This is a genomic window from Bacillus sp. CGMCC 1.60114, assembly GCF_042676365.1.
Lineage (GTDB): Bacteria > Bacillota > Bacilli > Bacillales > Bacillaceae_G > Bacillus_A > Bacillus_A rhizoplanae_A.
This window is the reverse complement of record NZ_JBHTHG010000007.1, coordinates 12,687-33,727: the sequence shown is the minus strand read 5'-3', so window position 1 is coordinate 33,727 and position 21,041 is coordinate 12,687. Positions and strand designations below refer to the sequence as shown.

General features: G+C 36.5%; 20 protein-coding genes. 18 read left to right on the top strand and 2 right to left on the bottom strand.

Going from position 1 to position 21,041, the window contains the following annotated elements; translation table 11 throughout:
* Positions 1 to 4: 4 nt before the first annotated feature.
* The 14 genes from ACFQZ1_RS03240 to ACFQZ1_RS03175 all read left to right on the top strand — a co-directional run bounded on the left by ACFQZ1_RS03240 (position 5) and on the right by ACFQZ1_RS03175 (position 14,713).
* Positions 5 to 397 carry an Asp23/Gls24 family envelope stress response protein gene (locus tag ACFQZ1_RS03240; protein ID WP_377880665.1) on the top strand — a complete coding sequence of 131 codons (393 nt, stop codon included), beginning with the start codon at positions 5 to 7 and terminating at the stop codon, positions 395 to 397.
* A gap of 346 nt (positions 398 to 743) precedes the next feature.
* Positions 744 to 1,127: a transcription antitermination factor NusB gene (nusB, locus tag ACFQZ1_RS03235; RefSeq protein ID WP_377880664.1), complete on the top strand. Its 384-nt coding sequence runs from the start codon at positions 744 to 746 to the stop codon at positions 1,125 to 1,127.
* A gap of 184 nt (positions 1,128 to 1,311) precedes the next feature.
* The gene (gene folD, locus ACFQZ1_RS03230) at positions 1,312 to 2,172 is read left to right on the top strand and encodes a bifunctional methylenetetrahydrofolate dehydrogenase/methenyltetrahydrofolate cyclohydrolase FolD (RefSeq protein WP_377880663.1); all 861 of its coding nucleotides are present in this window, start codon (positions 1,312 to 1,314) and stop codon (positions 2,170 to 2,172) included.
* Between the two features lie 27 nt (positions 2,173 to 2,199).
* Positions 2,200 to 3,558, top strand: coding sequence for an exodeoxyribonuclease VII large subunit (gene xseA / locus ACFQZ1_RS03225; protein WP_377880662.1), 1,359 nt, complete (start codon positions 2,200 to 2,202; stop codon positions 3,556 to 3,558).
* Positions 3,548 to 3,778: an exodeoxyribonuclease VII small subunit gene (locus ACFQZ1_RS03220; protein ID WP_377880661.1), complete on the top strand. Its 231-nt coding sequence runs from the start codon at positions 3,548 to 3,550 to the stop codon at positions 3,776 to 3,778. The genes xseA and ACFQZ1_RS03220 overlap by 11 nt, the downstream gene beginning before the upstream one ends.
* Positions 3,778 to 4,671 carry a polyprenyl synthetase family protein gene (locus ACFQZ1_RS03215; RefSeq protein WP_377880660.1) on the top strand — a complete coding sequence of 298 codons (894 nt, stop codon included), beginning with the start codon at positions 3,778 to 3,780 and terminating at the stop codon, positions 4,669 to 4,671. Before ACFQZ1_RS03220 ends, ACFQZ1_RS03215 begins: the two co-directional genes overlap by 1 nt.
* Before the next feature lie 262 nt (positions 4,672 to 4,933).
* A complete protein-coding gene (gene dxs, locus ACFQZ1_RS03210) occupies positions 4,934 to 6,826 on the top strand; it encodes a 1-deoxy-D-xylulose-5-phosphate synthase (protein WP_377880659.1) in 1,893 nt (630 codons plus the stop codon).
* Between the two features lie 3 nt (positions 6,827 to 6,829).
* The gene (locus ACFQZ1_RS03205) at positions 6,830 to 7,669 is read left to right on the top strand and encodes a TlyA family RNA methyltransferase (protein ID WP_377880657.1); all 840 of its coding nucleotides are present in this window, start codon (positions 6,830 to 6,832) and stop codon (positions 7,667 to 7,669) included.
* A gap of 154 nt (positions 7,670 to 7,823) precedes the next feature.
* Positions 7,824 to 8,273, top strand: coding sequence for an arginine repressor ArgR (gene argR, locus ACFQZ1_RS03200; protein ID WP_154712129.1), 450 nt, complete (start codon positions 7,824 to 7,826; stop codon positions 8,271 to 8,273).
* A gap of 281 nt (positions 8,274 to 8,554) precedes the next feature.
* Positions 8,555 to 10,294, top strand: a complete 1,740-nt coding sequence (recN, locus tag ACFQZ1_RS03195) for a DNA repair protein RecN (RefSeq protein ID WP_377880656.1) — start codon at positions 8,555 to 8,557, stop codon at positions 10,292 to 10,294.
* A 119-nt stretch (positions 10,295 to 10,413) separates the two neighbouring features.
* On the top strand, positions 10,414 to 11,715 hold the full coding sequence (gene spoIVB, locus ACFQZ1_RS03190) for a SpoIVB peptidase (RefSeq protein ID WP_377880655.1): 1,302 nt from the start codon (positions 10,414 to 10,416) through the stop codon (positions 11,713 to 11,715).
* A gap of 291 nt (positions 11,716 to 12,006) precedes the next feature.
* Positions 12,007 to 12,801, top strand: coding sequence for a sporulation transcription factor Spo0A (spo0A, locus tag ACFQZ1_RS03185; RefSeq protein WP_377880654.1), 795 nt, complete (start codon positions 12,007 to 12,009; stop codon positions 12,799 to 12,801).
* Between the two features lie 131 nt (positions 12,802 to 12,932).
* Positions 12,933 to 13,157: a hypothetical protein gene (locus ACFQZ1_RS03180; protein WP_377880653.1), complete on the top strand. Its 225-nt coding sequence runs from the start codon at positions 12,933 to 12,935 to the stop codon at positions 13,155 to 13,157.
* Between the two features lie 230 nt (positions 13,158 to 13,387).
* Positions 13,388 to 14,713 carry a glycosyltransferase family 2 protein gene (locus ACFQZ1_RS03175; RefSeq protein WP_377880652.1) on the top strand — a complete coding sequence of 442 codons (1,326 nt, stop codon included), beginning with the start codon at positions 13,388 to 13,390 and terminating at the stop codon, positions 14,711 to 14,713.
* Between the two features lie 269 nt (positions 14,714 to 14,982).
* On the opposite strand, the gene ACFQZ1_RS03170 is transcribed toward ACFQZ1_RS03175, so the two are convergent.
* Positions 14,983 to 15,129, bottom strand: a complete 147-nt coding sequence (locus ACFQZ1_RS03170; RefSeq protein WP_377880650.1) for a YycC family protein — start codon at positions 15,127 to 15,129, stop codon at positions 14,983 to 14,985.
* A 144-nt stretch (positions 15,130 to 15,273) separates the two neighbouring features.
* Between ACFQZ1_RS03170 and ACFQZ1_RS03165 the strand changes: the two genes are divergently transcribed.
* Complete coding sequence (locus ACFQZ1_RS03165; protein WP_377880649.1) at positions 15,274 to 16,002, top strand: glycerophosphodiester phosphodiesterase; 729 nt, start codon at positions 15,274 to 15,276, stop codon at positions 16,000 to 16,002.
* A 269-nt stretch (positions 16,003 to 16,271) separates the two neighbouring features.
* Here ACFQZ1_RS03165 and ACFQZ1_RS03160 read toward each other — a convergent pair whose 3' ends face one another.
* Positions 16,272 to 16,505 (bottom strand): DUF2627 domain-containing protein, encoded by a 234-nt coding sequence (locus ACFQZ1_RS03160; RefSeq protein WP_377880648.1) that lies wholly within the window; start codon positions 16,503 to 16,505, stop codon positions 16,272 to 16,274.
* Positions 16,506 to 16,642: 137 nt separating this feature from the next.
* On the opposite strand from ACFQZ1_RS03160, the gene ACFQZ1_RS03155 reads away from it, so the two are divergent.
* The 3 genes from ACFQZ1_RS03155 (at position 16,643) to ACFQZ1_RS03145 (ending at position 21,017) form a co-directional block, all read left to right on the top strand.
* Positions 16,643 to 18,715, top strand: a complete 2,073-nt coding sequence (locus tag ACFQZ1_RS03155; RefSeq protein ID WP_377880647.1) for a sigma 54-interacting transcriptional regulator — start codon at positions 16,643 to 16,645, stop codon at positions 18,713 to 18,715.
* 197 nt (positions 18,716 to 18,912) lie between these two features.
* Positions 18,913 to 19,812 carry a phosphate butyryltransferase gene (yqiS, locus tag ACFQZ1_RS03150; protein ID WP_377880646.1) on the top strand — a complete coding sequence of 300 codons (900 nt, stop codon included), beginning with the start codon at positions 18,913 to 18,915 and terminating at the stop codon, positions 19,810 to 19,812.
* 104 nt (positions 19,813 to 19,916) lie between these two features.
* Positions 19,917 to 21,017, top strand: a complete 1,101-nt coding sequence (locus tag ACFQZ1_RS03145) for a leucine dehydrogenase (protein WP_377880645.1) — start codon at positions 19,917 to 19,919, stop codon at positions 21,015 to 21,017.
* Positions 21,018 to 21,041: the final 24 nt, after the last annotated feature.

Below are 21,041 nucleotides of genomic sequence, written 5' to 3'. Positions count from 1 at the left end.
TTTCATGGCTGATCATATGTTAGACATGGGGCAAGACACAAGCCTTGGTAAAGTAGAAATCGCACCGGAAGTAATTGAAGTAATTGCAGGTATTGCTGCTTCTGAAGTAGAAGGTGTAGCAGCAATGCGTGGTAACTTTGCAACAGATGTTGTTGAGAAGTTAGGGAAGAAAAATCACGGAAAGGGCGTAAAAGTAGAGTTAGCAAACGATGACATTATCGTTGATGTATATGTATTAATGTACTTTGGTGTAGCAATTCCAGTTGTTGCACAAAACATTCAAGATAATATTCGTCAAGCGCTTCTTACAATGACAGGCCTTGAACCGAAAGAAGTAAACGTGCATATCGTTGGTGTAACATTTGAAACACCAAAGACAGAAATTGAGCCAGTGTAATACTAAAAAAGGTGCCTCGTTATACAGGCACCTTTTTTATCGTTTTGTATACTTTTATCTGAATTTCAGAAACATGATATTATTTGAAAAAATGAAAAATATATAAGGATAAATACGTATTTTTGAAAAAAACGTACATTGTGGTATGATATGGAACTTGAAGTTAATCTTTTTATTATTTTTCCGTTAGGGAACTCGTGTATGAAACGATAAATTGTGGTATTATCATTGTATTATAAGGTTGAAAACTCAGCGGAATTTATAAAGAGTAAGTAATTCGACGGCTTATAAATTATAATAATATAACAAAACATAAGAAAGACTTGAAGTATAAAGGAGAGTTATAATGAAACGTAGGACGGCTAGAGAAAGAGCAATGCAAGCACTCTATCAAATGGATATTACCGGAGAATATAATCCGAAAGCTGCAGTAGAAAATGTGCTTGAAGAAGGCGAAAGTACAAATGAATTTTTAGAAACGCTTGTCTTCGGTTGTGTAGAATATAAAGAAGTAATTGATGAACTTATTCGTCAAAATTTAAAAAAATGGAAATTAGAGCGCATTAGCATTGTTGATCGCAGTATTTTACGACTCGCTGTGTATGAAATGAAATATATGGAAGATATCCCGCATAGCGTATCTATTAACGAGGCAATTGAAATTGCAAAAGCATATGGGGACGAGGAATCTCGTCGTTTTATTAACGGCGTTTTATCAAGTATAAAGTGAAACGTCCATCAGTGGGGAGCTTTATCTTCCACAGATGATTAGTAAGAACAATTAAGCTTTTACGAGCAGTTAATCCTCACCTATCTTCTTTGATTTTTCAAACCTTTAAGGTGGGGGCTCTACTGCTCGTTAGAGCGGGGTAGAAGAAAAATAACTTTGTAATTTTTTAAGGGGGAATTTTAACATGGTAGCAGTAATCATCAAAGGAAATGAAGTTGCAGAGAAAAAGCGAGCACAGTTAAAAGAGAAAGTTGCAGAACTAAAAGAACAAGGAATTGTACCAGGATTAGCTGTTATTTTAGTTGGAGATGATCCAGCTTCTCATTCGTATGTAAAGGGGAAAGAAAAAGGATGCGAACAAGTTGGTATTTATTCCGAATTAATTACATTTCCTGATACAATTACACAAGATCGTTTATTAGCAGAAATTGATCGTTTAAATAATGATAATCGTATTCACGGTATTTTAGTGCAATTACCTTTGCCAAATCATATTGAAGAGAAGGCTATTATTGAAAAAATTTCTCCAGAGAAAGATGTGGATGGTTTCCACCCTATTAGTATTGGTCGCATGATGACAGGACAAGATACGTTCCTACCATGTACACCACATGGTATTTTAGAATTAGTAAAAGAAACAAACCTTGATATTACAGGGAAACACGTTGTTGTTATTGGACGAAGCAATATTGTTGGAAAACCGGTAGGACAACTGTTTTTAAATGAAAATGCGACAGTTACTTATTGTCATTCAAAAACAGCGAATATAAAAGAATTAACGAAGCTAGCTGATATTTTAATTGTTGCAGTTGGTCGAGCAAAAATGGTAACAGCTGACTATGTAAAAGAAGGTGCAGTTGTAATTGATGTCGGAGTAAACCGTTTAGAAACAGGAAAACTGTGCGGTGATGTTGACTTTGATGATGTATTAAATGTTGCAGGTTATATTACCCCAGTACCAAAAGGCGTAGGTCCAATGACGATTACGATGCTACTAGAAAATACTGTACTATCTGCGGAGCGTGCAGGAGTTATTTGTAAGTAATTGCAAAGCGGCTATGAGGAGAGAAAAATGGAAAAGCAATATTTAACCGTTACAGCATTAACTCGTTATATGAAAACAAAAATAGAGTATGATCCTCATTTACAGTCTGTTTGGTTAAAAGGAGAAATTTCAAATTTTAAATATCATAGCCGCGGTCATATGTATTTCACATTAAAAGATGAAAATGCAAGAATTGCTGCGGTCATGTTTGCGAGTCATAATCGTAATATGAAATTTAGACCAGAAGACGGGATGACAGTCCTTGTAAAAGGGAAAATCTCTGTTTATGAAGCAAGTGGTTCATACCAAATTTATGTTCAGGATATGCAGCCGGATGGAGTAGGGAATCTTCATTTAGCATATGAACAGTTAAAGGCTCGTTTAGAAGAGGAAGGGCTGTTTTCACAAGTATATAAACAACCAATTCCTGCTTATCCAACAACAATCGGTGTTATTACGTCACCAACGGGTGCGGCCATTCGGGATATTATAACGACGATTACACGTCGTTATAATATTGGAAATGTAATTGTATTTCCAGTTCTTGTACAAGGGGAGTTCGCAGCTCCCTCGATTGTACAGGCTATTGAAAAAGCAAATGAAATGAACGATATGGATGTATTGATTGTTGGTCGCGGCGGAGGTTCAATTGAAGAACTATGGGCGTTTAATGAAGAAACAGTGGCCCGGGCAATCTTTGCGAGTAAAGTTCCTATTATTTCTGCAGTTGGCCATGAAACGGATTTTACAATTGCTGATTTTGTTGCGGATTTAAGAGCGCCAACGCCGACAGCAGCAGCTGAATTGGCAGTTCCTCACATTCTCGAGCTAGAAGAAAAAGTGATGCAGCGTACACTTCGGCTAACGCGAGCGATACGTGAGATGATGAAATATAAGCAGGAACACCTGCAAGCGTTGCAAAAATCATATGCGTTTCGATATCCAAAACAACTGTATGAGCAAAAGGAAGAACAATTGGATCGCACAATTGATAAGCTGATGCAAACGAAAGAACGTTACATAGAGAAGAAGGCGAATCAGCTTCAGCAGCTGTCCTTTTATTTAGGAAAGCATCATCCTTCGCAAAAAATTGAACAAACAAAGCTTACGGTGGATGCATTGCAAAAACAACTGCAACGCGAAATGCAAACTCTTTTACAAACGAAAGAATTTGCTTTTACAAGAGCAGTAGAGAAGTTAGAAACCTTAAGTCCTCTTAAAGTGATGATGCGAGGCTACGGTCTTGTGTATAACAATAAAAAACAGGTGTTAAAAAGCGTGAAGGAAATTGATCTTGGAGATGCAGTTGCAGTACAGCTTCAAGATGGTGTGTTAGAATGTAATGTATGGGGAATAGAGGAGCGTGAACTAGGCGATGGAAAATAAAGTGAGCTTTGAAGAAGCAATTGCAAAGCTTGAGCAAATTGTTTCTAAGCTTGAACAAGGCGATGTTCCGCTTGAAGAAGCAATTTCATATTTTAAAGAAGGTATGGAACTTTCTAAGCTTTGCGATGAAAAATTAAAAGATGTACAAGACCAAATGGCAGTTATTCTTGCTGAAGATGGTGAAATACGTCCTTTTACTGCCCTAGGAGATGAAGCATAATGGCGTATGTAGCTTTTGATGCTTTTATGAAAGAGAGCAAAGCATTTGTTGAAGAACAGCTTGTGCGTTATGCAACTACATTACAATGTCCGAATGTGCTTCGCGAGGCGATGGCATATTCATTAGAAGCGGGCGGAAAGCGTCTCCGGCCGTTACTTTTATTTGCGACGCTTCAAGCGTTTGGGAAAGATAGAGGTTTAGGGATAGGTACAGCCTGTGCACTAGAAATGATTCATACATACTCTTTAATTCATGATGATTTGCCTTGTATGGATGATGATGATTTACGCCGCGGGAAACCGACAAATCATAAAGTATTTGGTGAAGCGATGGCTGTATTAGCTGGTGATGGATTGTTAACGTATGCATTCCAAGTTATAACAGAACAAGAGCATACAGACATTACTCCTGAAATCAAGCTATGCATTGTGTTAGAACTTGCAAAAGCAGCAGGACCAGAAGGAATGGTTGGAGGACAAGTTGCAGATATGGAAGCGGAAGGGAAACAGTTAACGCTTCACGAGTTAGAATATATTCATAAGCATAAAACTGGCCGGTTATTAGAATTTGCAGTATTAGCCGGTGCGCTATTATCAGGAGCTACGACTGAGCAACAAGAAAAACTACTTACATTTGCGAAGTATGTCGGGCTTGCTTTTCAAATTCGTGATGATATTCTAGATGTAGAAGGAACAGAAGAAGAGATTGGGAAACCAGTCGGAAGCGATATGACAAATGAAAAAAGTACATATACAACGTTGTTTACAGTAGAAGAAGCGAAGCAAATTTTAGAAGAGACAATTGCAAAAGCAAAAGACGCAATTTCTTCTTTACAATTACAAGATGAATATTTGTTAACAATTTGTGATTTAATTGCAAAGCGTAATCATTAGTATAAGAACGTTTTCGTTTGTTGAGCCATTCAGGATTTTATGGTATAAATGTAGACAAAGGTTTTTCTTTTCTTGTTATTGGCAAAAATATATGTAGATTACATTGCCGTTATCACTTTGTGTTAGCGGCTCTTTTTTCATCGTATAAAAATAAAGAATATGCTTGATTTTGGTAATACAATTAAGTACAACTATGTTTTGCAGGTATTTTGTATAATAGTTGACATGATGACAGATTATGAAACGAAAGTGAGTGATCCTTGTGGATCTGACGCAAATTCAAAATCCTAGTTTTTTGAAGGATATGTCTATAAGTGAACTAGAGGCGTTAAGCGAAGATATTCGAAAGTTTTTAATTGAAGAGCTTTCTGAAACAGGTGGACATATTGCCCCGAACCTAGGTGTAGTAGAACTCACAATTGCTTTGCATAAGGTATTTAATAGTCCAAGAGATAAATTCTTATGGGATGTAGGACATCAATCCTATGTACATAAAATTTTAACAGGGCGTGCAAAGGAATTTGGTACATTAAGACAATATAAAGGATTATGCGGTTTTCCAAAGCGTTGCGAAAGTGAGCACGATGTATGGGAAACTGGGCATAGTTCTACTTCATTATCTGCCGCAATGGGAATGGCGCTTGCGCGTGATTTAAAGAAAACGAAAGAGTATATTGTTCCAATTATTGGTGATGGTGCGCTAACGGGTGGAATGGCACTAGAAGCGCTAAATCATATTGGACATGAGCAAACAGATATGACGGTTATCTTAAATGATAATGAAATGTCGATTGCCCCGAACGTTGGTGCATTGCATAACGTACTTGGACGTTTACGTACAGCAGGGAAATATCAATGGGTAAAAGATGAATTAGAATACTTATTGAAGAAAATCCCAGCAGTAGGCGGTAAAGTAGCAGCAACAGCAGAAAAAGTAAAAGATAGTTTGAAATATTTGCTTGTGTCTGGTGTGTTTTTTGAAGAGTTAGGCTTTACATATTTAGGACCTGTTGATGGTCACGATTATGAAAGTTTATTTGAAAATCTTCAATATGCAAAGAAAACGAAAGGCCCTGTTATTGTCCACGTCATTACGAAAAAAGGAAAAGGATATAAGCCAGCTGAAAGTGATGTAGTGGGAACTTGGCATGGCACAGGACCATATAAAATTGAGTCTGGTGATTTTGTAAAACCGAAAGAAGCTGCACCGGCATGGAGTTCTGTAATTAGTGAGGCGGTTCGTAAATTAGCGAAGAATGATCCGCGTATTGTTGCTGTGACACCAGCAATGCCGGTTGGATCAAAGCTTGAAAAATTTGCGAAAGAGTTTCCTAATCGCATGTTTGATGTAGGGATTGCCGAGCAGCATGCGGTAACGATGGCAGCCGGTTTAGCGACACAAGATATGAAGCCGTTTTTAGCGATTTATTCTACGTTTTTACAACGTGCTTATGATCAAGTTGTTCACGATGTATGTCGTCAAAATTTAAATGTCTTTTTTGGAATTGATCGAGCAGGGTTGGTAGGAGCTGATGGAGAAACGCATCAAGGTATATTTGATATTGCGTTTTTACGCCATCTTCCGAATATCGTTCTTATGATGCCAAAAGATGAAAACGAAGGCCAACATATGGTGTATACGGCTATTAATTATGAAGATGGACCAATTGCACTTCGTTATCCGCGAGGAAATGGGCTTGGTGTATCTATGGATGAAGAGTTTAAAGAAATTCCAATCGGTACATGGGAAACACTTCGTGAAGGTTCACAAGCAGCTATTTTAACATTTGGTACGACAATTCCAATGGCTATAGAGGCAGCGGAATCTCTTGAGAAAAAGGGGATATCTGTAAAAGTTGTGAATGCTCGTTTTATTAAACCGATGGATGAAGCGTATTTACATGAGTTATTAGGAAAGAATATGCCGATTTTAACGATTGAAGAGGCGTGTTTAATGGGCGGATTTGGTTCTGGTGTGTTAGAATTTGCTAGTGAGCATGGGTACCATAATGCATTAATTGAGTGTATGGGTATTCCTGATCATTTCATTGAACATGGCAGTGTATCTAAACTTCTTGAAGAAATTGGCTTAACAACAGATGCAGTTGTTGAACGCATTTGTACAATGATTCCATTAAAACAAAAAAGGGCGTAACAAATGAGCGGGAAAAAAGAAAGAGTAGATGTACTATTAGTAGAACAAGGGCTTGTGGAAACAAGAGAAAAAGCAAAGCGGGCTGTTATGGCCGGGCTTGTGTATGCTAATGAAATGCGTTTAGATAAGCCTGGTGAAAAAATACCGCAAGATACAGAGCTTACATTAAAAGGTCAAGTGATGCGTTATGTAAGCCGTGGTGGATACAAATTAGAGAAGGCATTAGAGGCGTTTCAAATAGATTTGCAAGACAAGATTATGTTAGATATTGGTTCCTCAACTGGTGGATTTACTGATTGTGCTTTGCAAAACGGAGCAAAGTTATCATATGCGTTAGATGTAGGGTATAACCAGCTTGCATGGAAGTTGCGTCAGGACGAGCGCGTTGTGGTAATGGAACGGACGAATTTCCGTTATGTAACACCTGCTGATTTGCAGCAGGGATTACCGCAATTTGCGAGCATTGACGTATCATTTATATCTTTAAAATTAATTTTACCTGTATTGAAAACAATGTTAACTTCTGGTGGTGACGTTGCAGCTCTTATTAAGCCGCAATTTGAAGCTGGACGAGAGCAAGTGGGGAAAAAGGGAATTGTTCGCGACCGTAAAGTGCATGAAGCAGTTATAGAAATGATTGTCGGTTTTGCATTAGATGAGGGTTATGATGTTCGAAATTTAACGTTCTCTCCAATTACAGGTGGGGATGGAAATATTGAATTTTTAATTCATTTAAAATGGTATGGTGAGCGTGCGCAAGGAGAAAATCATTCTCCTATTCGAATAGAAGAAGTTGTGACAGAAGCTCATGAAGCCTTGAAGCAAAAAGGAAAAGAGGAATAACAATTGTTGTTCCTTTTTTTATCATATAGAAAGTTAGAGTTGTAAACGCAATTGTAAAAACAATTGTGTACAAGTAACCGGTTATACGTTAACATAAATAAGAGAAGTATACGAATGTTAAACTAAGGTAAGAGATAGTGCGAGGTGCAAAAAGATGAATAAAGGGCAGCGCCATATTAAAATTCGAGAAATTATTGCTAATAAAGAAATTGAAACACAAGATGAACTAGTAGATATTTTGCGTAATGAAGGTTTTAATGTAACGCAAGCGACAGTATCACGAGACATTAAAGAATTACATTTAGTAAAGGTGCCACTTCATGACGGAAGGTATAAATATAGCTTACCAGCCGATCAACGATTTAATCCGCTTCAAAAATTAAAGCGCAATCTTATCGATTCGTTTGTTAAATTAGACTCAGCTGGTCATATGCTCGTGTTAAAGACATTGCCAGGTAACGCACATGCTCTTGGTGCACTTATTGATCATTTAGAATGGGATGAAATTATTGGCACAATTTGCGGTGATGATACGTGTCTAATTATTTGTCGTACACCTGAAGATACAGGAGTTGTATCGAATCGCTTTTTAAATATGTTGTAACAAAAAGAATCTTGTTTGCTTTATTACTCAGAAGAGTGAAAAGTAAGCAAGATATTTTTGTTATTGAGAAATATAAAAGTCTAAAATAGCACATGAAAATACACATTTCCATATCGAAATATCATTATTGTTACATTGACCGTGAAAACAAATGTTTGGTACAATGAAGCAGGTTACATAACATATTCTTCAGAAAGAAAAGAGTTAATAGAAGAATGTATGTAAGAATAGTTTAAGCCTCCTGTGCGGAGTGTGAATTAGATAACGAGGTGAATGAGGCATTGTTATCGGAATTATCGATTAGAAACTTTGCTATTATTGAATCATTGAATATTTCTTTCCAAAAAGGGCTGACTGTTTTAAGTGGTGAAACGGGTGCGGGGAAATCCATCATTATTGATGCGATTAGTCTTCTTGTTGGAGGACGCGGTTCTGCAGAATTTGTGCGCTATGGGACAGATAAAGCTGAAATTGAAGGGTTATTTTATATTGAGGATGAAAATCATCCTTGCGTTATGAAAGCAGAAGAACTTGATATTGAAATTGAAGATGGCATGATGATTTTAAAGCGGGATATTTCTGTGAACGGAAAAAGTGTATGCCGCGTAAATGGAAAACTGGTTACATTAAGCGTATTAAAGGAAATTGGGAAAACGCTTGTTGATATTCATGGGCAACATGAAACGCAAGATTTAATGAATGAAGATCGTCATTTGTTTATGCTGGATCATTTTGATGGGGATCATATTTTAGTTCAGTTAGAAAAGTATCAAAATGTTTATAGAGAATATGAGCAATTAAAAAAACAATTGCTCTCTTTAACAGAGAACGAGCAACAAATGGCGCATCGTTTAGATTTGATTCAATTTCAACATGAAGAGATTCGAAATGCAGACTTGAAAATAGATGAAGAACAAGACTTATTAGAAGAACGATTGAAGATTTCGAACTTCGAAAAGATTTATAAGGCGCTGGGTGATTCGTATCGTTCTTTAACTGAAGACCGTTCTGGTTTAGATCATGTTCGAAATGCAATGAATCAAATGGAGAGTATTACGGATTTGGATGTAGCATATCAAGAAAACTATGATGCAATTGCAAATAGTTATTATTTATTGGAAGAGGTCGCTTATCAGCTGCGTGAAAAGTTAGATATGATGGAGTATGACCCTAATCGTTTAGATGAAATTGAAACACGTTTAAATGAAATTCGTATGTTAAAACGTAAATATGGCAATACTGTAGAAGAGATTTTAGCGTATGCGGATAAAATCGATCAGGAAATATTTACCATCGAAAATAAAGATGTACACATTGAAACGACAAGAAAGAAATTAAAAGAAGTAGAACAGCTTATATTAAAAGAAGCGAAATCTTTAAGTGATATGCGCCACAATCTTGCGAGCCGATTAACAACGGCAATTCATCAAGAATTAAAAGAGCTGTACATGGAAAAAACAAAATTCGAAGTAATGATAAAGAAAAAAGAAGGGACAATTGACGATCCTCTTGTCGAAGGAGCTCCTGTAAAAATGAACCAAGATGGGTATGACTATGTGGAATTTTATATTTCTACAAATCCAGGAGAACCGTTAAAGCCGCTTTCTAAAGTAGCTTCAGGAGGAGAATTATCCCGTATCATATTAGCGTTAAAGAGTATTTTCTCTAAACATCAAGGTGTTGCTTCTGTCATTTTCGATGAAGTAGACACTGGGGTAAGCGGGCGTGTTGCGCAGGCAATTGCTGAAAAGATCTATCGTGTTTCTGTCAATTCACAAGTGCTATGTATTACACATTTACCACAAGTTGCGTCTATGGCAGATTCTCATTTGTTTATTCGTAAACAAATTGTCAATGAGCGAACAGTTACATCTGTTACTGTATTGAATCAAGACGAAAAAGTAACAGAAATTGCTCGCATGATCTCTGGTGTGGAAATTACTGATTTAACAACAGAGCATGCAAGAGAGTTGCTCTCGCAAGCGCATCGTTTTAAACAAGCAGCAGAGGCTATCCAATAATGGATAGCTTTTTTGGTAACGACAATGATTTCTTAATTCTTCCGGTTATAAAGAACGGGTAGCAAGGAGAGATTAAAAAGTGAAGCCGCTTGGCTGAATGTGGGTTAGGAGCGAGGAGAGTGAAAAGATTGAAATTAGAGCAATTTCGAAAAATCATAGGAATCTGTCTCCTTGTTTCGCTTGTCTTTATTGGGTGTTATAAACCGTTCCGTGAGTTTATTTCACTTCCAAAGGAACTTGTTATGTTTCAAAATCAATATTCACAAGTATCTTCTTTACCTGTATTCCAAACAAAATCAACAGATGAAACGATTTTTACAATTGCTTCTGGGCAGGCGGATGAAAAAACTATTTCAGTAAATCCCCGTCAAAGTGGAGATGCTGATATGGTTTATGAGCTTGCAGGATTGCCGGTGAAAAAGGTAAATGTAAAAGTATTAAAAGATTTTAAGGTAATTCCAGGTGGGCAATCAATAGGGGTAAAGTTAAACGCAAAAGGGGTACTTGTTGTAGGGCATCATTTAATCCAAACAGAAAAAGGAAAAGTATCTCCGGGTGAACTTGCAGGTGTACAAGTAGGGGATATGATTACTGAAATAAATGGTAAGACGATTGAACGAATGAGTGATATTGCACCATTTATTCATGATAGCGGGAAAACAGGAGAATCGCTTAATCTTGTTTTATTGCGAGATGGAAAATATATTCGAACAAAATTAACTCCACAAAAGGATGGGGGAGAACAGTCGTATCGAATTGGATTGTATATTCGTGACTCAGCTGCAGGCATTGGAACGATGACATTTATTCATCCAGAGTCAATGAAGTACGGTGCACTTGGTCATGTTATTTCTGACAATGATACGAAGAAACCAATTCAAGTTGAGGATGGGCAAATTGTCCGTTCGACGGTAACATCCATTGAACGTGGTAGTAATGGTGATCCCGGGGAAAAGCTAGCAAGATTTTCACCAGATCATGAAATTATTGGTAACATTACAACAAATAGTCCATTTGGTATTTTTGGTAAATTAAATACTGGAATGAAAAATGGAATTATGGATGAGGCAATTCCGATTGCCCTTTCTTATCAAGTAAAAGAAGGACCTGCAAAAATTTTGACAGTTATTGATCAAGATAAAGTGGAAGCGTTCGATATAGAAATCGTAAGTACAGTTCCACAAAAATTCCCTGCAACAAAAGGGATGGTTGTTAAGATAACAGATAAACGCCTATTAGAAAAAACAGGTGGAATTGTACAAGGAATGAGTGGTAGTCCTATTATACAAGATGGGAAATTAGTTGGAGCTGTAACACACGTATTTGTCAATGACCCAACATCTGGATATGGCGTTCATATTGAGTGGATGTTACATGAAGCGGGTATTAACATTTATAACGATCAGAAAAAAGCAAGCTGAATTTATTCAGTTTGCTTTTTTTTGATCTATAAAGTCGTTGAAAATTTACAAAAGTTTCGCAATGGTTGTTTTTTGTTGTAAAATAAAAGTAGAGTATGTATATTCAGTTGTAATCATATGATGGAATATGTAAAAGAAAGCTAAGAAATGAACGATAAAGATGCTTTTTTGTGATTTTTTCGGAATTTAAGAAAGTTTTAAAGGGGATTTTCACATAATTGTCGAACAATTCATGTAGTCTAGAAGCTAATACTTTATGTCGGGAGAAATCATTAGTAGGGAGGAAAAGCTGTGGAGAAAATTAAAGTGTGTCTCGTGGATGATAATAAAGAACTTGTATCTATGTTAGAGAGTTATGTTGCCGCTCAAGATGATATGGAAGTGATTGGTGTAGCTTACAATGGTCAAGAGTGCTTGAATTTATTAAAAGAGAGACAACCGGATGTACTTGTTCTTGATATTATTATGCCACATTTAGATGGACTGGCAGTGCTAGAAAAAATGCGTCAAATTGATCGATTCAAACAGCCGAATGTTATTATGCTAACAGCATTTGGACAAGAGGATGTGACAAAAAAGGCTGTTGATTTAGGGGCATCATATTTTATTTTAAAACCATTTGATATGGAAAATTTAACAAGTCATATTCGTCAAGTAAGTGGAAAATCAAGCACTACAATTAAACGTCCACTGCCAGCTTTTCGTTCTGTCACAACGTCTGATGGGAAGCCAAAAAATTTAGATGCGAGCATTACGAGTATCATTCATGAAATTGGTGTACCAGCTCATATTAAAGGGTATATGTATTTGCGGGAAGCAATTTCTATGGTATATAACGATATTGAATTGCTTGGCTCAATTACGAAAGTATTATATCCGGATATTGCAAAGAAATATAATACAACAGCAAGCCGTGTAGAACGTGCAATTCGTCATGCGATTGAAGTTGCATGGAGTCGAGGTAATATTGAATCCATTTCTTCTTTATTTGGTTATACGGTATCCATGTCAAAAGCGAAACCTACGAACAGTGAGTTCATCGCGATGGTGGCAGATAAGTTGAGATTGGAACATAAGGCGAGTTGAACGCAGTGATATAAAAATAGCCAATGAATTATGTATGTAAGTAATAAAGTACCTAGATAATTGATGGCTAATTTTAAAACCTCCTATCTATTGAAAGATTTATTCCAATAGATAGGAGGTTTTTTGGTTATATGAATAGCGCTCAGATGGATGTTGAAAACTTTCTGCTTTTAGTCTACCAAATTTTAAAGGAAAATATTTACATGATTATAGGGCTACTGTGTCATTTGAGTGAAACCTTATCATTACAAATTTTAGGAGTTTATGTAGATGATTTTCAAGACAATAACAGAACGAGCGTATACAGTCCTTATCGTGACAACTTTTCTTGTCATATTTTCAATCGTGACGATTAAATTTTTTATACCTAAGACTATATGGACGGCATATAATTTCCCTTATCCATCTTTTTTGTTTACATGTTGCTAAGTATCCTATACTATTTCTCTTTGAATATTACAAAAGATTACATTTATTTCAAAAATTTTAAAATTTAGATTGAATATTATATAGGATATTTTATAATAGTATAAGTATTTGAAATATTGAATAAAGAGAAAGCTGTAGAATTACAGGAGGAAAAGAAATGGAGTTTATGAGTGGAAAAGTAGTAACCGCTTTATTGGGCTTATTTTTTGTATTAACTTTGTATGTTAACATTAATACTGTATACTACGTAATTTTGTCTTTCTTTGGGTTTGGTAGAGCAAAGCGTGACTATGAATTAGTCGAAGATAAGACAAGGTTTTTAATTTTAGTAGCGGCCCATAATGAGGAGAAGGTAATTGGCTCTACTATCGATAATTTGAAGAGTATTCAATATCGTGATGATTTATATGACATTTATGTTGTAAACGATAATAGTAGCGACAGAACAGGTGCTATTTGTGAAGAAAAGGGAATGAAATACATTAATACAAGTGAACAACTTTTTACTCGTGAAGGAGTCGGTAAACCTGCAGGCTTACAATATGCATTGCGCTACTTAGGATTTGAAGAGTTGACAAAAAAATATGACTGTCTCATGATTTTGGATGCTGATAATCACGTGGATTCTAATGTTTTACAAGAGTTAAATTCTCAGTATATTGCAAAGAAAGAACCAGAAGCGATTCAAATTTATTTAGACTCAAAGAATTCAGCGACTAACTTATCTCTTGGATACGCTATGAGTTACTACTTAACAAATCGTTTCTTCCAGTTAGCGAAGTATCGTGTTGGATTACCGAATGCTATTGGTGGAACTGGATTTATCGTTAAAATGGAGTATTTAATGAAACACGGCGGTTTTCGTTTTCATTCTTTAACAGAGGATTTAGAGCTAGAAATGGAAATTGTTAAAGAGAATGGAAGGGTATTATGGAATCATTTTGTTCGTGTGTATGATGAAAAGCCAGATAATTTTAAAGTAAGTATTAAACAGCGTACACGCTGGTCGCAGGGGCATTGGTATGTAGCTTTCACAAACTTTAAGCCGATGATGAAAAAATTGTTTACAGAAAAAGGTAAGATGAAAATTATTGACCAATTGTTTTATTTATTTGGTATGACGCGTGCAGTGCAAATGTCGATAACTTTAATTGGTATTTTAGTTGCTTTGGGTTACGCTGTTGTTACGAGATCTTACCAGGATATACCAGATATAGGGCAGCGCCTCGTAGCGATGATTTTGGGGGCTAGCATTCTTTCCTTGGTGTTGTTCGCTTATCAATTTATTGTTTGTATGTATTATGCGGTCAAGATAGATACAAATCGAAAATATCAATTGATTCGAATGAGTTTCTCGATTTTCTATTATGCATACACGTTCGTATACGCTCAAATCGTGGGGCTGATGAAATGGAAACAACAGCATACTTGGGTGAAAACAGAACACAATAAAACATCTATAAATCATAAAATTGAAAAATAATAATTGGGAAAATATAGTGTATTTATAAAGAAATCAACAAAGGGGAGAGACATTGTATGGGTCTCTCCTCTTTGTTGATTATTATTCTAGTGTGTAGTGAAAATAAATTATTAAGTTTATCGTATGTAAGTAGGCAATAAAGCCCTTGTTGATGAAAGTATCACTTTAGTATAAATGATAACAGAGTTAACTTCACTAGAGATACAATAAACTTATACATGGAGATTATCATTAAAATTAAAAACAGTCCTGTGCTAAATAGGGTATGTTTATTTATCTTCTTTATTTTGTTTTTCTAATTCAACAAGTTTTTGAATTAAAATATGCTGAGGCATATGCATAAGCTGTTCAAGTGGAACACCGAGAGCTTTAGATAACTTAATAGCTGTTTCTGGTGAAAGTTGTAATGGTTTCATAAAAGTACCTCCTTTTTGTATAGTATAACATAAAGAGAGGTCTTCATCGGCGGGGGATTCGCTAATAGTAGCAGCTCGCAAGGTTAGTAACCTGCAATGAATTTCTTACTGGCTGTTAGAGCAGACAAGATTTGAGGTGATAAGATGACGCTTATTTTTGGACATCGAGGGGCTGCGGGAACATATCCGGAAAATACAATGGTTTCTTTTCAAGCGGCGGAGCAGTTCGGAGCCGATGGAATTGAATTGGATGTTCAGTTCACGAAAGATAGTAAAATCGTTGTCATTCATGATGAAACAGTAAATCGAACGACAAACGGAAAAGGAGCAGTTCAGAGTTATTTATATAAAGATTTGCGTGCATTAGATGCTAGTTATACATTTTATGATAAGGTCGGTGTGTGCCGTATTCCTTTATTAGAAGAGGTGTTAGAATGGCTAGAAACAAACAATCTTTTTCTTAATATTGAATTAAAGAATAATAAGGTGCCGTATCGAGGGTTAGAAGAAGAGGTAATTACGCTCGTTCGAAAATATAATATGGAGGAGCGAATCATTCTATCTTCTTTTAATCATTATAGTATGAAAAAGTGTCATATGATGGCCCCTGATATTGAAACAGCAATTTTATATAAGGAAGGGTTGCATAGTCCTTGGGCTTATGCGAAAAAGATGGGCGCTAGTGCTATTCATCCGAACTATCGTTATATATCGGATGGGATTATTGAATTAACGATGATAAATGGTGTAGCAGTGCGTCCGTATACGATTAATGATGAAGAAGTGATGAGAAAGTTTTTGGAGATGAATGTGACCGCTATTATTACAGACTATCCAGAGCGTGCAAAGGGGCTATTGCAAGGTAAAAAATGAGACTTTTCTTCAGAGAAAGTCTCATTTTTTTTGTGTGAACGTTGATATTGTGAAGTATTTCAAGGTAAAGAATTCTATTCCGCTATTCGCGAACAGAAAGACTTCCACTGATAGACGCTTCGTTTTATCCTGCTATTCGTGGGCGATAAGACCTTTACCTCAAGATTCAGAGAAAGCGAAGAAGAAATGTGGGTGATAACTGCCCGTAAAAGCCCGATTGGTTTAACTAAGCATTCGAAGGAAAAGCGCCTTCGAATGGAAGTTTCACTTTATCTTCGAAATCGAGCTTGTACTTTATTTCGTTTTCGGTCGCGATATAAAATGAAGCCGCCAAAAATATAAAAACCAATTGCAAAACAGAATGCTCCAATTAAAAATTGTAACCATAATACAGGGATTGGAGAGAAAAGAATACCGAAGACAGTATCTCTCATCAGTTTAATGCCTACCACAGCTAGTGAAATGGGAATAACTGCTAAAAGAAGGGCAAGATAACGCTGCATGAAAAAACTCCTTTTCAGACAATTTAGTATATACAAAATGATGTTATAATTTGTGTTCGTTTGTCAAGAGGTTTCAGAAGAAGTAAGATAGAAGTGTGAAAAATTTTGCAGAGTTGCTACGGGAGGATTGGTGGTATATGAGACAAAGAGCATTAATTATTGGAGCTGGAGCTGGGGGCAGTGCGATTCTGGGCTTGCTGCAAAAATCGAATATATTTGAAGTGGTTGCAATTGTCGATATTGATGAAAAGGCAAAAGGTATACAACTTGCAAAGAGTCTTTATATTTCTACAGGAAGTGACTGGGAAGCGTTTATAGAAGAGGATATTGATGTCATCTTTGATATGACAGGTGATTACAGTGTGTATGAAAAGGTTTTGGTGAAGAAACAAGAAGATGCACTGCTTGTTCCGGGTGATGTTGCGAATATAGTTGTCAAGCTTGCGCATGAAAAAGAAATGTTGATTGGGCGGTTGAAAGAACAAACACAGCAGCGGGATCTTATTTTAAATTCAACGCACGACGGTATGATTGTTGTTGATAAAGATGGGAATGTACTATTATTCAATAAAAGTGCGGAACGAATGATAGGGTATAAAAGCGAAGATGTTGTTAATAAGTACATTTTAGAAGTAATTCCAACAAGTAAGTTACTTCGTATTATTCGTACGAAACAAATTGAGATTAATCAAGAATTAACATTACATAATGGGAAAAAAATTATTTCAACGCGCATTCCAATTTTAAATGAGGTTGGGGAAGTGCAAGGAGCGTTTGCAGTTTTTAAAGATATTACCGAGATTGTAAATTTAGCTGAAGAAGTGACGAATTTAAAAGAAATTCAAATGTTGCTAGAAGCGATTATTCATTCATCTGAAGAAGCAATTTCCGTTGTTGATGAGCAAGGACGAGGGCTTGTAATTAACCCAGCCTATACAAAATTAACAGGTCTTTCTGAAGAAGATATTATTGGTAAACCAGCGACAACGGACATTGTAGAAGGGGAAAGTATGCATATGAAAGTGCTTCGGACACGCAGAGCAGTGCGTGGCATTCATATGAAGATTGGTCAAAAAAAGAGAGATGTAATTGTAAATGTAGCCCCGGTTATTGTTGATGGAATTTTAAAGGGAAGCGTTGGCGTCATTCGTGATGTATCCGAAATTCAAAAATTAACAAATGAATTAAATAGGGCGAGGCAAATTATTCGTACGTTGGAGGCGAAATATTCATTTGATGATATTGTTGGAACGTCAGAAGGGATTGTAGCGGCAATTGAACAGGCGAAACTAGGAGCGAATACACCAGCGACGGTACTCCTGCGCGGAGAGTCAGGAACTGGAAAAGAATTATTTGCGCACGCCATTCATAATGGCAGCAATCGGAAGTACAATAAGTTTGTTCGGGTAAATTGTGCAGCCATTTCCGAATCGTTATTGGAAAGTGAACTATTTGGTTACGAAGAAGGTGCATTTTCTGGCGCGCGACGCGGAGGGAAGCGTGGTTTTTTTGAGGAAGCAAATAATGGGAGTATTTTCTTAGATGAAATAGGAGAGTTGTCTGCGAATACACAGGCGAAATTACTCCGTGTTTTGCAAGAGAAAGAAATCGTCAGGGTTGGAGGTACGAAGCCGATTCCTATTAATGTTCGAGTCATTGCTGCAACGCATGTGAACTTAGAAAAAGCAATTTTAAATGGTGACTTTCGGGAAGATTTATATTATCGCTTAAATAAAATTCCGATTCATATTCCGTCCCTTGGTCAGCGTAAAGAAGACATTGCTGAAATTGCCGATCGATTAATTCAAAAAATTAATCAAGATTATGGACGCAATGTCGAAGGATTAACGGAATCAGCCGTACAGTATTTGCAGTCGTATGACTGGCCTGGGAATGTTCGTGAGCTTGAAAATATTTTAGGACGAGCGATTATTTTTATGAATTATAATGAAATGTATATTGATGTACATCATTTACCTTCGCTACATCAAGAGGATCAAGTTGAATTGAAAGTGAGTAAATTACTTCCCGAATTAGAAGAAAAGCCTCTTGAAGATTTAGTAGCTGAATTTGAAGGGAATATTATTCATGAATATTTATCTAGATTTGATGGGAATAAAACAAAAACAGCTCAAGCATTAGGGGTTTCGGTTCGGAATTTATACTATAAGCTAGAAAAATACGAGCGTGCAAAAAATAGCATGCAATAAATTTCATACCGTGCAACAAATTGCACGGTAAATATAATGCGACAAAATTAGACGGAATTTTTTGTTTAGTTACAAAATGTTGATTTTTCTACGTTTTGAATGCGTTTTCAAAAATATTTGAATGGAATTTAAAAGTTGGCACGGTATTTGCTTTAATATATAAGCGAGGGACGACGAGGAAGGGTTGATTACAAAATATGAAGTTACAAACTTTAATTGATCAAGCAGCAGAGCAACCGAAAAAAACAGTTGCTGTTGCAGTAGCTGAAGATCATGAAGTAATTGAAGCAGTTGCAAAGGCTGTTCAATTACAGTTAGCTCAATTTCGTCTATATGGAAATCAAGAAACAATTATGAATATGTTACAGGAACATGGATTACAGCCTTCAGAACATATTGAAGTAATCTCCGCTGCCTCTAATGCAGAAGCTGCTGAATTAGCAGTAAAAGCTGTAAGAGGTGGAGAAGCAGATGTGCTTATGAAGGGAAACATTCCAACCGCTAGCATTTTGAAAGCAGTATTAAATAAAGAATGGGGTCTTCGTAAAGGCGGTGTGTTATCACACGTTGCAGCTTTTGAAGTACCTAATTATGATCGCTTTATTATTGTAACAGATGCAGCGATGAATATTGCTCCAGATGTGCAGCAAAAAGCGGCAATTGCACAAAATGCAGTTGAAGTTGCCCGGGCAATAGGAGTGGATGTACCAAAAGTAGCTCCGATTGCTGCTGTGGAAGTTGTAAATCCAGTAATGCAAGCAACGATTGATGCAGCAATGTTAACGCAAATGAATCGTCGAGGACAAATTAAAGATTGTATCATTGATGGACCACTTGCTTTAGATATTGCGGTTTCACAAATTGCAGCAGAGCATAAAGGAATTCAAAGTGATGTAGCTGGTAAAGCAGATATTTTACTCGTCCCAACAATTGAAGCTGGAAATGTATTATATAAATCGCTTGTATACTTTGCAAATGCAAAAGTAGGAGCGATTATCGCCGGAGCAAAAGCACCGATTGTGTTAACATCTCGCGCAGATTCAGCAGAAACAAAAGTGTATTCATTAGCATTGGCAGTTGCGACTGCTTCTAAATAAACTTTCTTACAGTACATGTTTTATTTTCATTAATGATTAAGGAAATGAGTCCAGTATAACGGGCTAAAATCGAAAATGTTAAACATATCAAGGGGGAAATTACAATGACATTAGAAATTTTCAAATACTTAGAAACTTACGATTACGAGCAAGTAGTATTCTGTCAAGATAAAGAATCAGGATTAAAAGCAATTATTGCAATTCATGATACAACTCTTGGACCAGCTCTTGGCGGAACAAGAATGTGGACATACGATTCTGAAGAAGCGGCAATTGAAGATGCTCTTCGTCTTGCAAAAGGAATGACATATAAAAACGCAGCTGCTGGTTTAAACTTAGGCGGTGCAAAAACAGTTATTATCGGCGATCCACGTAAAGATAAGAGCGAAGCAATGTTCCGTGCATTAGGCCGTTACATTCAAGGCTTAAATGGCCGTTACATTACAGCAGAAGATGTTGGTACAACTGTAGATGATATGGATATTATTCATGAAGAAACAGATTTCGTAACAGGTATTTCACCTTCATTCGGTTCTTCTGGTAACCCATCTCCAGTAACTGCTTACGGTGTATACGTTGGTATGAAAGCAGCTGCAAAAGAAGCGTTCGGTACAGATAGCTTAGAAGGTAAAGTAATTGCTGTTCAAGGTGTAGGAAATGTAGCTTATCACCTATGTAAACACCTACATGCAGAAGGTGCAAAATTAATCGTTACAGATATTAATAAAGAAGCTGTACAACGTGCTGTAGAAGAATTTGGTGCAACTGCTGTTGAACCAAACGAAATTTACGGTGTAGAATGTGATATCTATGCACCATGTGCATTAGGAGCAACAGTAAACGATGAAACAATTCCACAATTAAAAGCGAAAGTAATTGCTGGTTCTGCAAATAACCAATTAAAAGAAGATCGTCATGGTGATATCGTTCATGAAATGGGTATCGTATATGCACCAGACTATGTTATTAACGCAGGTGGCGTAATTAACGTAGCGGATGAGTTATACGGATACAACAGAGAGCGTGCATTAAAACGCGTAGAAGCAATTTATGACACAATTGCAAAAGTAATCGAAATTTCAAAACGTGATGGCGTGCCAACATATGTAGCAGCTGATCGTCTTGCTGAAGAGCGCATTGCAAGCTTAAAAAATACACGCAGTACATTTTTAAGTAACGGCCACAACATTTTAAGCCGTCGCTAATTGATAGAAAAAGTAAATATAAAA

Coding starts and splice junctions, on each gene's coding strand:
- ACFQZ1_RS03240 (WP_377880665.1), top strand. CDS start 5: ATGGCTGATCATATGTTAGACATGGGGCAAGACACAAGCCTTGGTAAA.
- nusB (WP_377880664.1), top strand. CDS start 744: ATGAAACGTAGGACGGCTAGAGAAAGAGCAATGCAAGCACTCTATCAA.
- folD (WP_377880663.1), top strand. CDS start 1,312: ATGGTAGCAGTAATCATCAAAGGAAATGAAGTTGCAGAGAAAAAGCGA.
- xseA (WP_377880662.1), top strand. CDS start 2,200: ATGGAAAAGCAATATTTAACCGTTACAGCATTAACTCGTTATATGAAA.
- ACFQZ1_RS03220 (WP_377880661.1), top strand. CDS start 3,548: ATGGAAAATAAAGTGAGCTTTGAAGAAGCAATTGCAAAGCTTGAGCAA.
- ACFQZ1_RS03215 (WP_377880660.1), top strand. CDS start 3,778: ATGGCGTATGTAGCTTTTGATGCTTTTATGAAAGAGAGCAAAGCATTT.
- ACFQZ1_RS03205 (WP_377880657.1), top strand. CDS start 6,830: ATGAGCGGGAAAAAAGAAAGAGTAGATGTACTATTAGTAGAACAAGGG.
- argR (WP_154712129.1), top strand. CDS start 7,824: ATGAATAAAGGGCAGCGCCATATTAAAATTCGAGAAATTATTGCTAAT.
- ACFQZ1_RS03180 (WP_377880653.1), top strand. CDS start 12,933: ATGAATAGCGCTCAGATGGATGTTGAAAACTTTCTGCTTTTAGTCTAC.
- ACFQZ1_RS03175 (WP_377880652.1), top strand. CDS start 13,388: ATGGAGTTTATGAGTGGAAAAGTAGTAACCGCTTTATTGGGCTTATTT.
- ACFQZ1_RS03170 (WP_377880650.1), bottom strand. CDS start 15,129: ATGAAACCATTACAACTTTCACCAGAAACAGCTATTAAGTTATCTAAA.
- ACFQZ1_RS03165 (WP_377880649.1), top strand. CDS start 15,274: ATGACGCTTATTTTTGGACATCGAGGGGCTGCGGGAACATATCCGGAA.
- ACFQZ1_RS03160 (WP_377880648.1), bottom strand. CDS start 16,505: ATGCAGCGTTATCTTGCCCTTCTTTTAGCAGTTATTCCCATTTCACTA.
- ACFQZ1_RS03155 (WP_377880647.1), top strand. CDS start 16,643: ATGAGACAAAGAGCATTAATTATTGGAGCTGGAGCTGGGGGCAGTGCG.
- yqiS (WP_377880646.1), top strand. CDS start 18,913: ATGAAGTTACAAACTTTAATTGATCAAGCAGCAGAGCAACCGAAAAAA.
- ACFQZ1_RS03145 (WP_377880645.1), top strand. CDS start 19,917: ATGACATTAGAAATTTTCAAATACTTAGAAACTTACGATTACGAGCAA.